Origin of the sequence: Agromyces luteolus (assembly GCF_009729855.1) — a bacterium.
Lineage (GTDB): Bacteria > Actinomycetota > Actinomycetes > Actinomycetales > Microbacteriaceae > Agromyces > Agromyces luteolus.
The window spans coordinates 60,911-72,361 of the sequence record NZ_WODA01000025.1; the positions used below are offsets into that span (position 1 = coordinate 60,911).

Annotated in this window: 14 protein-coding genes; 7 read left to right on the plus strand and 7 right to left on the minus strand. The window is 70.6% G+C overall.

Features of this window, described 5'->3' with window-relative positions; genetic code table 11:
* Position 1 precedes the first annotated feature (1 nt).
* Positions 2-820, minus strand: coding sequence for an alpha/beta fold hydrolase (locus tag GLX25_RS13960; RefSeq protein WP_155843064.1), 819 nt, complete (start codon positions 818-820; stop codon positions 2-4).
* A gap of 52 nt (positions 821-872) precedes the next feature.
* The gene (locus tag GLX25_RS13965; protein WP_166548825.1) at positions 873-1,595 is read right to left on the minus strand and encodes a helix-turn-helix domain-containing protein; all 723 of its coding nucleotides are present in this window, start codon (positions 1,593-1,595) and stop codon (positions 873-875) included.
* Between the two features lie 184 nt (positions 1,596-1,779).
* Between GLX25_RS13965 and GLX25_RS13970 the strand changes: the two genes are divergently transcribed.
* A complete protein-coding gene (locus tag GLX25_RS13970) occupies positions 1,780-2,229 on the plus strand; it encodes a GNAT family N-acetyltransferase (RefSeq protein WP_205719904.1) in 450 nt (149 codons plus the stop codon).
* Between the two features lie 174 nt (positions 2,230-2,403).
* Positions 2,404-2,904, plus strand: coding sequence for a hypothetical protein (locus GLX25_RS13975; RefSeq protein ID WP_155843066.1), 501 nt, complete (start codon positions 2,404-2,406; stop codon positions 2,902-2,904).
* A gap of 125 nt (positions 2,905-3,029) precedes the next feature.
* Here GLX25_RS13975 and GLX25_RS18425 read toward each other — a convergent pair whose 3' ends face one another.
* Positions 3,030-3,410 (minus strand): hypothetical protein, encoded by a 381-nt coding sequence (locus GLX25_RS18425; RefSeq protein WP_166548826.1) that lies wholly within the window; start codon positions 3,408-3,410, stop codon positions 3,030-3,032.
* Positions 3,411-3,498: 88 nt separating this feature from the next.
* Here GLX25_RS18425 and GLX25_RS13985 point away from each other — a divergent pair, with 88 nt between their 5' ends.
* Positions 3,499-4,362 carry an MBL fold metallo-hydrolase gene (locus GLX25_RS13985; protein WP_166548827.1) on the plus strand — a complete coding sequence of 288 codons (864 nt, stop codon included), beginning with the start codon at positions 3,499-3,501 and terminating at the stop codon, positions 4,360-4,362.
* A gap of 137 nt (positions 4,363-4,499) precedes the next feature.
* Positions 4,500-4,781, plus strand: coding sequence for a hypothetical protein (locus GLX25_RS13990; RefSeq protein WP_155843069.1), 282 nt, complete (start codon positions 4,500-4,502; stop codon positions 4,779-4,781).
* Positions 4,782-4,828: 47 nt separating this feature from the next.
* On the opposite strand, the gene GLX25_RS18935 is transcribed toward GLX25_RS13990, so the two are convergent.
* Positions 4,829-4,984, minus strand: a complete 156-nt coding sequence (locus GLX25_RS18935) for a Txe/YoeB family addiction module toxin (RefSeq protein ID WP_425543326.1) — start codon at positions 4,982-4,984, stop codon at positions 4,829-4,831.
* Positions 4,985-5,239: 255 nt separating this feature from the next.
* Entirely contained in the window at positions 5,240-6,838 is a 1,599-nt protein-coding gene (locus GLX25_RS14000) for an ABC-F family ATP-binding cassette domain-containing protein (RefSeq protein WP_166548828.1), read from the minus strand.
* Positions 6,839-6,951: 113 nt separating this feature from the next.
* Here GLX25_RS14000 and GLX25_RS14005 point away from each other — a divergent pair, with 113 nt between their 5' ends.
* A complete protein-coding gene (locus GLX25_RS14005) occupies positions 6,952-8,070 on the plus strand; it encodes a winged helix DNA-binding domain-containing protein (protein WP_166548829.1) in 1,119 nt (372 codons plus the stop codon).
* Between the two features lie 102 nt (positions 8,071-8,172).
* On the opposite strand, the gene GLX25_RS14010 is transcribed toward GLX25_RS14005, so the two are convergent.
* Together GLX25_RS14010 and GLX25_RS14015 are read right to left on the minus strand one after the other, a co-directional pair.
* The gene (locus GLX25_RS14010; RefSeq protein ID WP_155843072.1) at positions 8,173-8,739 is read right to left on the minus strand and encodes a YceI family protein; all 567 of its coding nucleotides are present in this window, start codon (positions 8,737-8,739) and stop codon (positions 8,173-8,175) included.
* 74 nt (positions 8,740-8,813) lie between these two features.
* Complete coding sequence (locus tag GLX25_RS14015; RefSeq protein WP_271192615.1) at positions 8,814-9,998, minus strand: glycoside hydrolase family 3 N-terminal domain-containing protein; 1,185 nt, start codon at positions 9,996-9,998, stop codon at positions 8,814-8,816.
* Positions 9,999-10,059: 61 nt separating this feature from the next.
* Between GLX25_RS14015 and GLX25_RS14020 the strand changes: the two genes are divergently transcribed.
* A complete protein-coding gene (locus GLX25_RS14020; protein WP_155843073.1) occupies positions 10,060-10,902 on the plus strand; it encodes an oxygenase MpaB family protein in 843 nt (280 codons plus the stop codon).
* Complete coding sequence (locus GLX25_RS14025; protein ID WP_154347478.1) at positions 10,899-11,393, plus strand: Lrp/AsnC family transcriptional regulator; 495 nt, start codon at positions 10,899-10,901, stop codon at positions 11,391-11,393. Before GLX25_RS14020 ends, GLX25_RS14025 begins: the two co-directional genes overlap by 4 nt.
* The last annotated feature ends 58 nt before the right edge of the window (positions 11,394-11,451 follow it).

The following is an 11,451-nucleotide window of genomic DNA, read 5'->3' on the forward strand; positions in this document are numbered from 1 at the left end:
GTCAGTCCTCCTCGATGAAGCCGCGCAGCGCCGGCGCGAGCACGTCGGCGGTCGTGCTGTGGTTCTCACCGGGGACCGGCATCAGGGTCGCGGTCGGCAGGTGCTCGGCGACCGCCTGTGCACCGGCGGCCAGGTGCGGCCAGGTCTCGGTGCCGTGCATGACCAGCACCGGGATGTCGATGCGATCCCAGAGGTTCTCGCGCAGCGGCCGACCGGACATCGTGTCGCCGACCTGACGGCCGTCGTAGGCGATGGTCGGGGCGATCGCCTCGAGCATCGGCCAGAACTCGGTCCCGCGCATTCCGTCGACCATCTCGCCCGGCATCCCGGCGGCCTCGGTCATGAAGAGGGCGACGGCATCGCCCGGGCGACCCTCGACGACCGCGGCGTCGAGCTGCTCGACGTAGTCGGCCGGCAGCGGCGCGCGGGAGCCGTTCGCGACGACGGGCGGTTCGAACAGTGCGAGCCGTGCGATCGGAACGCCGGCCTGCGCGGCGTTCAGGGCCAGGAGCGCCCCGGAGGACCATCCGAAGACGGTCACCGGACGTCCGTCCGCGACCTCCGCGATGATCGCGGCGAGGTCGTCGAACTCGCGCTCGACCGCATAGGGGGCCGTGTCGCCGCTGTCGCCGCGCCCGCGCCGGTCGTAGTTCACGACGCGGAACCGATCGGCGAGCAGTTCGGCGGTCGCCGCGTTCTCGGGGGTCGTGGCGCGGTACGCGGTCGCGCCGTCGATGATGATGATCGGGTCGCCGTCGCCCCAGGCGGAGTACGCGATGGTGGTTCCGTCGGCGGACGTGACGGTCGTGTTCTCGGACAAGGTCGTGAGCCTCTCTCGTCGGTTCGCGGGTGATCACCGCGATGGCTTCACGCTAGGTCCGTCCCGGGGCCTCGGGCTTGTACAGAAGCGACAGTGGATCGGTCGTCGCGGTCGTCGGCCGGAGCTGCGTGGCCGTGCGCCCGATGAACCGCTGCAGGGCTCGCGCCAGGTGAGGTTGGTCGTAGTATCCGAGCCGGTGCACGACGTCGAGCGGCGCGACCCCCTCGCCGAGCAGCACGGCGGCCTCGCGCGCCCGTTCGATCTGGCGGATGGCGCCCTGGGTGAGTCCCGTCGTCGCGGCCACGCGGCGCTGCACGGAGCGGGACCCGACCCTGGCGATCCCGCCCCAGACGACCTCGTCGACCAGCGGATCCCGCACGAGCACGCCGGATCGGACGAGCCGTTCCACGAACTGCTCCGCGTTGTCGAAGTCCGGGATCTCCCATTCCTCGCCCCGCAGCACGAACGCTCGCCCGGTGACGTGCGGACTCTCCACGCCGCCGTCGACGAGCTCCCCGATCGGCAGGTGCGGCATCGACGCGCCGTGCGCGAACGTTATCCCCAACGAGCGCGAGTCGTCCGTGACCTCGGCGATCGAGGCGGATGTCTCGGGCCCGCGCACCGCGGCGTGGACGACTCCGCGGTCCTCCCAGAACACGAGCTCCCAGTTCGACGTCGCGATCGACGTCATCCGCTCGACGCCCGACGTGCGCCCCTGCCAGACCCGCGCGATGTACGGCGAGTCGGACGACCGGTGGCTGCTCTCGATCGGCACCTCACCACCCTCGCACGAACCCGCCGGATCCGAACGGTTCGTGGCGGCGGTCTTCATCGGCGAATCGCGTTCGTCGACCTGGATCGCCCGCATGGCCACAGGCGATCGATCGATCCAGCGCGAACTCACGCGTCTCCACCCACCCGCGCGATTCCCCGCCCCGATGGCTGGATACGATTCCGACATGGAATCCGAGATCGTGCTCGAGGAGACCGTGGCGTCTGATCCGCGCGTGCGTGGTCTCGTGGCCGAGCAGGAGGCCGAGGTGATGGCCCGCTACCACGAGACCGATCCCGGACCGGGCGCGTCGCCCGACAGCCCCGCCGTCGTGGCCATGGCCGACGACCGTCCAGTGGGGTGCGTTCTGGTGTCGTTCCATCGGGACTTCGCGGAGATCAAGCGGATGTACGTCGCTCCGGCTTCGCGCGGCCGCGGGCTCAGCCGGTTGCTCCTCGAGCGAGCGGAAGTGATCGCTGCGGCACGCGGCGCGTTCGTCCTGCGACTGGAGACCGGACTGGCTCAGCCTGAGGCGATGGCCCTGTACAGCCGATCGGGCTATTCACCCATCCCCTGCTACGGCTACTGGAAGGACGACCCGGATGTGCGCTGCTACGAGAAGTCGTTGACTTCGTGAGGCCGGTCATGACCCGGCCGAGCGCCGGCCGAGCTGGCGACCCCCGCCAACGCCGTCGCGGCATCCGTCTGGCGTGCGCGGGCGACGCTACGACGCCCCCCTCCGTGCGACGTTCGCCGGCGTGCGTTGGAGGGGCGTCGAGATCAGTGCGCCCGGAAGCCATAGTCTGCCGAGATGGCGCCCCGCCCCGAATGGAGCTCTGTCAAGACCACCAGTGCGCTCGCGGTGGGCGTCGCGCTCCTCGTGATCGGCGTTTGGGTTGCCACGCTTCTCACCCCGAGCCCTCAGCCGATGACCGTTGATGCGGCAGTTGCAGAGGTGGCGGCTCGGCTGGACCGGATCGAAGGAACCCTCCCCGAAGGATCCGTGCTCGACCGTTCGGAGACGGTGAAAGTAGAAGCGTGTCCGCTTCAGGGGCGAGGGGAACAGGCACGGATGCTGCGAGTGTTCGACGTCGACCCTGAGTTCGATCGAGTGACCTGGGCGCGGACGCTGGCGGATGAGTTCGCCGAGTCGGACGGGTGGGCGGTTCGCACCAAGGCGCTTGAAACTCGGGAGAACCTCGAGATTCGCGTCGTCGGCCGCGACCTGCTCGTGGTCGACATCATCGCCCGAGGCGACACAGCCCAGGCTCGCATCACCCTGCGCTCCCTCAGCGAATGCAGTGCCAGCTGATCCCGCCTGATGAGTCAGTCCCGATCCTTCAGTCTCAGATCCGCCCGCAAGCCGGTCGCTCCAACGGCGCGTCCGGCTGCCGCTGACAGCGTCTTCGGTTCCCCCGGAGTGGGACCGTCCACTGATCAGTCGCTGGCCGATGATTTCGGCGCGAGTGCGGACAGCATGCTCGTCAGCGAACCGATCTCGACGGTACGCGGATCCGCAGTGAAGTCGTGTTCGGTGTGGAGGTCGTAGTAGGCGTGCAGCAATGTGCTCTCGATCACCTCGTCGATCCGAGAGTGCCGAACCGCCTCCTGGAGGCTGACATGCGCGACGTCTGCCTCGAGGTCGTTCGCGGGGATGTCGACGAAACCGACCGAGAGGATCTCGCGGGAGTCGTCGACGGAGACGGCGTTGAACACCCGAGCCGGGACGCCGAAGCCTGTGTCGGCCTCCCACGCGCTGATGAAGTCGTCGAAGGTCGCGCCGTCGCGCAGGCGGCGACGAAAGATCGCGATGATCACGGCCCCGAGAGTACCGCGGACGTTGATCGGCGCACCATTCCCGGTCCCTCACCGAGCCCGATGGTTCCCGCATGGGAGGATCGGCAGGGTGAGCTGGAACGAGATCGTCCCGGACGTGTTCTCACGGCGCTACCCGCAGGACGACATCACGGTCACGGTCGTTCGCGGGACGCGCGGGCTGCTACTCGTCGATACCGGCAGCTCGCCGACCGACGCTGCTCTGATCGATGCTGACGTGAAGCAGCTCGGCGAGGTCAAGTGGGTCGTGAACACGCACGCTCACTACGACCACACATTCGGCAATCAGCATTTCGCGGCGGCCTCGAGAGCGGTGCCGATCTACGGTCATCACCTGCTGCCCGCGCACCTGAACGACTACGAGCGTCCGCGATTGGCCGCGTGGCGGGCGGGCACCGGTTCGGAACCGCCTCGCGATTGGCACGACGTCATCATCACCCCGCCGACACGCCTCGTCCACGAACGCTCCTGGCTCGATCTCGGGGACCGCCGCGTCGAACTGATCCCGCTGGACCGCGGCCACACCGACAGCGACCTCGTCATCCACGTGCCTGCAATCGACGACTCGACCGGCGCTTGGATCGTCGGGGACGTGATCGAAGAGCCCGGGCCGCCGATGTACGGATCGGGCTGCTTCCCGATGCGGTGGCCACGAACGCTCGCAGACGTTCTCGACGAGATCGGCGAGGACGACATCATCGTCCCCGGCCACGGACGGACGGTTTCGCGCGCCTTCGGCGTCGCGCAACTCGCCGTGCTGGAGTCGACTGCCGCGCTCATCCTCGAGCACTACCAGGCCGGTCACAACGTCGACCAGGCGCTCGCCGACCAAGACGCCTGGGCGCAGCCTGCGGCCACGCTTGCACTCGCGGTGCAGAACGGATACCGAGAGCTCGACGAGGACGACGACCTGGACCTTCCGCAACTCCGTTGATGTCTGCAACTGCGCAGTCGAACGCGGACGCGTGATGCTGCCGCAAGACGATCGTGAGTGCTCGGCTCAGTGGGCGGACATGTGGGAGGCTCAGTTCACTCCATTTCCGAGAAGGGCGCGCGTTGAAGCCTCATGTTGTGCGGCTGATTCTGGGCGCCGGTCTGGCGCTCGTCGGCTTCGGCCTCATCTTCGCGGCGCTGTTCTCGCACTCGAGCCGCGTACTCGCAGTGGACCACCTCGCCGGCACCGAGTATCACGACCTCATGGTCGAGCTCAGCGCTGCGACTTCGGGAGAACGCTGGCTACTCACCCTCGGCGCGTTGACTCTCGCCTGTGGGCTGCTGGTTCTCCTGCTCGGTTGGGTGCGTGGCTTGATCCTGAAGCGCACGGCGGCTGCTACAAGCTCGGGTTCTCGCTGAGGGATCGTGTCTGGTCGATCCGGCTCTCCGCGAGCGGAATCGACCTCTCAGTAGTGGTCGCGGGCTTGCAGGATGACGATGTGGTCGTCCGTGACGGAGTAGACGAGCCGGTTCGTCTCGTCGATGCGGCGGGACCAGGCGCCCGAGAGGATGTGCTCGAGCGGCTCGGGCTTGCCGATCCCGGCGAACGGGTCGCGGAGCAAGGAACGATGGATGGGCGGCGGCGGTTGTCGTCGGTTTCTGCAGGTGAAACGGGCTTCGCACCCGCCAATCGTGACGACACCCCGGAATGACGACCGCCGCCCGACAGTCGGTGGCCCACCGACCGACGTGGGTGCGCCGCATGCGACGCGGCATCCGCTCGGGGCCCGTCGGAACAGCCCCGCCCTCTGGCAATCGCACTGACCGCCCCGCAAACGCATCACCCGAGGGGAGCGAGCAGAGCCCGCGCCCTCGCGCTACGCGAGCTCGATGAGCTCCTGGTACTCGCGGCTCCAGTGGTCCTCGACGCCGTCGGGCATGATGAGCACGCGCTCGGGGTTGAGCGATTCGACCGCGCCGGGGTCGTGCGAGACGAGCACGACGGCGCCCTCGTAGTGCGCGAGCGCGTCGAGGATCTCCTCGCGGCTGGCTGGGTCGAGGTTGTTCGTGGGCTCGTCGAGGAGCAGCACGTTCGCGCCCGAGACCACGATCGTCGCGAGCGCGAGGCGGGTCTTCTCGCCGCCGGAGAGCACGCCCGCCGGCTTGTGCACGTCGTCGCCGGTGAACAGGAACGAGCCGAGGACCTTGCGCGCCTCGGTCTCGGTGAGGTTCGGCGAGGCGCTGACCATGTTCTGCAGCACGGTCCGCGAGACGTCGAGCGTCTCGTGCTCCTGCGCGTAGTAGCCGATCCGCAGCCCGTGGCCGGCGTCGACGACGCCCGTGTCGGGTCGGTCGACCCCCGCAAGGATGCGGAGCAGCGTGGTCTTGCCGGCGCCGTTCAGGCCGATGATGACGACCTTCGAGCCGCGGTCGATCGCGAGGTCGACGGCGGTGAAGATCTCGAGCGAGCCGTAGCTCTTCGACAGGTCGGCGGCGGTCAGCGGAGTGCGGCCGCAGGGCGCGGGGGTCGGGAACCGCAGCTTCGCGACGCGGTCGACGGTGCGCACCTCCTCGAGCCCGGAGAGGAGCTTCTCGGCTCGGGCGACCATCTGGTGCGCGGCGGCGGCCTTCGAGGCCTTCGCGCCGAAGCGCGCGGCCTGCTGCTGCAGGGCGGATGCCTTCTTCTCGGCGTTCGCGCGTTCCTTCTTGCGGCGCTCCTCGTCGGCGGCGCGCTGGCGGAGGTAGTGCTTCCAGCCCATGTTGTAGACGTCGATGATCGACCGGTTCGCATCGAGGTAGAACACGCGGTTCACGACCTCGCCGACGAGCTCGACGTCGTGGCTGATGACGATGACGCCGCCCCTGTAGTTCTTCAGGAACTCGCGGAGCCACACGACGGAGTCGGCGTCGAGGTGGTTCGTCGGCTCGTCGAGGATCATCGTGTCGGCGTCGGAGAACAGGATGCGTGCGAGCTCGATGCGTCGTCGCTGTCCGCCGGAGAGGGTCTTCAGCGGCTGGTCGAGGATCCGGTCGGGCAGGTTCAGGTTCGACGCGATCGACGCGGCCTCGGCCTCCGCGGCGTACCCGCCGAGCGCCGTGAACCGGTCGGTGAGCGTGCCGAAGCGCTTCATCGCCTTCTCGGCGACGACCGGGTCGGTCGAGCCCATCTTCTCGGACGCCTCGCGCATGCCGACGACCAGCGAGCCGAGGCCCCGAGCGTCGAGGATGCGCGTGCGCGCCAGCATCTCCGGGTCGCCCGAGCGCGGGTCCTGCGGCAGGTACCCGATCTCACCTGAGCGGTCGATGCGGCCGCCGGTGGGCAGGGTCTCCCCCGCGAGCGTCTTGGTGAGCGTCGTCTTGCCGGCGCCGTTGCGCCCGACGAGGCCGATCTTGTCGCCCGAGGAGACGCGGAAGCTCACGTCCTCCATGAGCAGGCGCGCGCCGACGCGGATCTCGAGATCGTGGACGGCGAGCACGGTGACCTCCGGGGCCGGGAGCTGGGTGGGTGGGCGTGCCGAGCGGCACAGCCCTCCAGTCTAGCCTCGGGCCACGGATGCCGCGTGTCGGCGGTGCGCGGCAGACTGGCGGTATGCCGACCGGTTCGTCCCAACTCGCGCGCGCGGTGCGCCTGCACTCGCACGGGTTCCGCTCGCCGGCCGACGACGCCGTGGGCGTCGTCGAGCGTCTCGGGGCGATCCAGGCGCAAGACCTGGGCGCCGCGAAGTGGGTCATCGGGTCGCGGATGTCGCGGCCGACGCCCGACGCGATCGATGCGGCACTGGCCGAGCGTCGGGTCGTGCGCTCGTGGCCGATGCGCGGCACCCTGCACATCCTCCCGGCGCGGCTGCTGCGGCCGACGCTCCGGCTCACCTCGCCGCGGGTGCTCGCGAACGCGCGGCGTCGCCACGAGGCGCTCGAGCTCGGCGAGGCCGAGTACCGCGTCGCGCGTGACACGGTCGAGCGTGAGCTGGCCGGCGGCGGCACGGCCACGCGCGACGAGCTCGCAGCGTTCTGGAGCGCGGCCGGGATCGAGGCGAACCGGCCGCGCACCTACCACCTGATCTGGTGGCTCGCGCTCGACGGCGTGCTGTGCGGCGGTCCTGTGGACGGGCGCCTCCAGCACTTCGCACTGCTCGACGAGTGGGCGCCGGCGGGCGCCGATGAGCCCGCCTCCGCCGAGGCGACGCTCGCTGAACTCCTCACGGCCTACGTTCGCGGGCACGGCCCGGTCACGCTCGCCGACTTCGCGTGGTGGAGCGGCCTGACGATGCGCGACACCCGCACCGCGCTCGAGGGAGCCGGCGACCTGGTCGAGCGGTTCGTCGATGGCCCTGCCGACGACGGGCCCGACCGGTACGTCGCGGCCGGCGCGACGGATGCCGCGGCGTCACGTCCGAGCGGCGCGCTCGCGCTCGCCGGGTTCGACGAGTACTACCTCGGCTACGCCGACCGCTCCCCCGTGTGCGATCCGCGATTCGGCGACCGCGTGGTCCCCGGCGGCAACGGGGTGTTCCAGCCGACGCTCGTGCTCGACGGACGCGTGGTCGGCACGTGGAAGCGCTCGGGCACCGCGGCGAAGCCGCGCGTCGAGCTGCGGTGGTTCGAGGCGAAGCACGCTGCGGCGGCATCCCGCTTCGAGCGACCGGTCGGGGCCTGGGCGAGGTTCCAGGGCCTCGAGCTGCAGGGCATCGAATCCTCAGCTCCCTGACTCGGGCGCCGGAGGAGCACGAGGGGCCGCACCGGCATCCGCCGGCACGACCCCTCGCACCTCATCCGTCCGACCGAGCGACGCGGCCGGACGGGAACGCGCTCAGTCCTGGACGAGCGCCGCCTGGAGCTCGAGCGTGATGGTGACCTGCTCGCCGAGGAGCACGCCGCCGGTCTCGAGGGCCGCGTTGTAGGTGAGGCCGAAGTCCTCGCGGTTCACGACGGCCTTCGCGGTCGCGCCGCCCTTGTAGTTGCCGTAGGGGTCCCCGCCGAAGCCGCCGAAGTCGAAGTCGAACGTGACGGGCTTGGTGACGCCGCGCATCGTGAGCTCGCCGTCGACCTTGAACTCGCCGCCCTCGACGCGGACGCCGGTCGAGACGAAGTCGATGGTCGGGTGCTGCTCGGCCTCGAAGAAGTCGCCGGTGCGCAGGTGCGCGTCGCGGTTGGGCTCGTTGGTGGTGATCGAGGCGACCTCGGCCGACGCGGTCACGCGCGACTCCAGCGGGTCCTCGGCGGTGATGAACGTGGCGTCGAAGCGCTCGAACTTGCCCTTGACCTTGCTGATCATGAGGTGGCGGATGCTGAAGCCCACCTCGCTGTGCGTGGGGTCGATCTTCCAGGTGCCGGCGCGGTAGCCGGGGATCTCGAGGGTCGTCGCGGTCGTCGTCATTCGGGTCTCTCTCCCAGTCGTTGCGTTCCGGGCCGGATGGCCACGGTGAATGCAAACGCATGGACCGTCGCGATCTATTCCCCGCTCCCCGACGCGAGTTCCCGACGAAGTTCCAAGACGCGGATCGCCGCCTCCTCCAGTCGATCCGACGGGATGCGGCCGTCGGCCACCGCCCCGGCGATCGACGCGGCCAGCCCGTCGACGCTGATTCCGAACTCCGACGGGTCGGCGGGCAGCACGTAGAGCAGCAGGTCGCTGCCCGCGGCGACGGCCCGGATCGCGTTCTCGCCCGGGTCGGCGAACTCGGCGAGCCCGTTGTGCTGCAGCATCAGCATGTCGTCCGTCACGAGCACGCCGTCGAAGCCGAGCTCGTCCCGGAGGATCCGGTGCCACTCCGGCGAGAGCGAGGCCGGGGCGGCGTCCACGGCCGGGTAGCTGAGGTGCCCGGTCATGACGAGTTCGACGTCGGCGTCGATCGCCGCCTCGAACGGCACGGCGGGTCCGGCCCGCCACTCCTCGAGCGACAGCGGCGCCGACGGCACCGAGACGTGCGAGTCCCCCGGTGCGGCGCCGTGCCCCGGGAAGTGCTTGACGGTGCTCGCGACGACCCCCCGCTCGCCGCCGACGGCAGCGGCGACGTGCTCCGCGGAGGCCTGCGGAGAGGTTCCGAGGATGCGGTCGTAGATGAACGAGGCCGGATCGTCCGTGACATCCGCCACGATGCCGAAGTTGACGTTCACGCCGGATGCCTCGAGCACCGCCGCCCGGGCGGCGAACGCGTCGCGCGTCGCCGCGGCGGGCTGGTCGCGGAGTTCGTACGGACCCGGCGCCGGATCCCAGGCGATGCGGCTGACGATGCCGCCCTCCTGGTCGATGCCGATGAGGGTCGCCGCTTCGGGGTCGCCCTGGAGGTCGCCGGTCAGTGCGGCCAGTTCGGCTTCCGACCCCGGCACGTTGTCACCCATGAGGATGACTCCCGCGATGCCCTGGTCGATGAGCGCGCGCATCGCGGCCGGGTCGGTGCCGGGCGCGTGCAGCATCAGCAGCGAGGCGGCACGCTCCTGGTCGCTCATCGCGGCGACGCGCTCGGCCGCCCACTCGGCGGGGGTCGGCGGAGTCGGCGTCGGCGTGGCCGACGGGGTGGGGGCGGCCTCGCTCGTCGGCGGCGGGGCCGAAGCGCCCGGGCTCGCGCAGCCGGCGAGCACCGCGGCGCCGAGCACGACCGCGGCGATCGACAGCGAACCAGCACTCCGACGCACCCGGGGAGTCTACGCGGCACGGCTGAGCGCATCCCGCCGTCGTCCGGTGGAGACTGGTGGGATGAGCGACGAGCGCGGTCCCGATCCCGATTCGGCCGTCCTCCGACGACATGCGGCGGATGCCACCCTGATGGCGGGCGGCGCCGCGGCCATCCTGCTGCAGCTCGCGGACCCCCGTGTCGCGGCCGGCGTCGCGCGCCACAGCCGGTTCCGCGACCGCCCCCTCGACCGGCTCGTCGGCACCCACGCGTACCTCACGGCGCTCGTGTTCGGCGACGAACGCGACATCCGTCACGTCGCGCGGATCGTCGACGCCCGGCACGCGAGCGTCCGCGGCGACGGCGAGCACCCGCATCGCCCCGCGTACGACGCACGCGACGCCGACGCGCAGCGCTGGGTGGCGGCGACGCTCCTGGCCGTCGCGCTCGACCTCGAGGAGCGCCTGAGAGGTTCGCGGCTCGACACCGACACCGCCGACGCGCTCGTGCGCGGCTACGCGCCGATCGCCGCACGCCTGCAGGGCGCTCCGGCCGGCTGGCCCGTCACGCGGGCCGAGTTCGAGGCGTGGTGGGATGTCCGCCTGGCGGACCTCCGGGTCGGGCACGATGCGCGCTCGGTGGCGCGCGACCTGCTCGCTGGGACCGGACTGCCGCCGGTGCTCCTCCCGCTGATGGTGCCCGTCCGGTTGGTCACGGCGGGCCTCCTGCCCCCGACGCTGCGCGCCGCGTACGGCCTCAACTGGACGCCGCGCACCGAGCGCGCCGCAGTCGGATGGCTCACCGCCATCGCGGTGCTCCGGCGCATCGTGCCGGCGGAGGTCAGGGCCATCCCGACGCGGGCATCGCTCCGACGGCTGCGACGCCGCAGCCGGTACGCTGTGGGTGACCTGCGAGGACGAGGATGACCCAGCACGCACCGCACCACGACGAGCCGCTCGACGCGATCGACCGGCGGATCGTCGCGGAGCTCAGCCGTGACGGCCGGCTGTCGGTGCGGACCCTCGCGGAACGCGTGCACATCTCCCGGACCGCCGCCCACAATCGGGTGCTCGCACTGCAGCAGCGCGGGGTGATCACCGGCTTCGGCGCGCAGATCGACCGCAAGTCGATCGGGCTGAACATCTCGGCGCTCGTCGTCGTCCGGATCGGCGACGTGTCGTGGGAGTCGATCGCCGCGAAGCTCGCCACCCTGCCGTTCGTCGAGAAGGTGCAGGCGGTCTCGGGCGACATCGACATCATCCTCACGGTGAGCGCGCCCGACCACGAGCAGCTCAGCCAGGCGATCCTGCGCGACATCCACGACATGCCGGGAGTGGTCTCCACGCGGTCGCACCTGATCCTGGAGGAGATCGACGGTCGACCGCCCGCGCAGTCGCTGGACATCTGGCGTCCCTGACGGGCCTCCGACGGGACGAACGGTTCGACTTCGGCCGTTCGCGTGCCGATCGTTCACG

What these genes read in the sequence shown, in the direction of transcription:
- GLX25_RS13970 (WP_205719904.1), top strand. Translation starts at nt 1,780, where the DNA reads ATGGAATCCGAGATCGTGCTCGAGGAGACCGTGGCGTCTGATCCGCGC.
- GLX25_RS13975 (WP_155843066.1), top strand. Translation starts at nt 2,404, where the DNA reads ATGGCGCCCCGCCCCGAATGGAGCTCTGTCAAGACCACCAGTGCGCTC.
- GLX25_RS14005 (WP_166548829.1), top strand. Translation starts at nt 6,952, where the DNA reads ATGCCGACCGGTTCGTCCCAACTCGCGCGCGCGGTGCGCCTGCACTCG.
- GLX25_RS14010 (WP_155843072.1), bottom strand. Translation starts at nt 8,739, where the DNA reads ATGACGACGACCGCGACGACCCTCGAGATCCCCGGCTACCGCGCCGGC.
- GLX25_RS14020 (WP_155843073.1), top strand. Translation starts at nt 10,060, where the DNA reads ATGAGCGACGAGCGCGGTCCCGATCCCGATTCGGCCGTCCTCCGACGA.
- GLX25_RS14025 (WP_154347478.1), top strand. Translation starts at nt 10,899, where the DNA reads ATGACCCAGCACGCACCGCACCACGACGAGCCGCTCGACGCGATCGAC.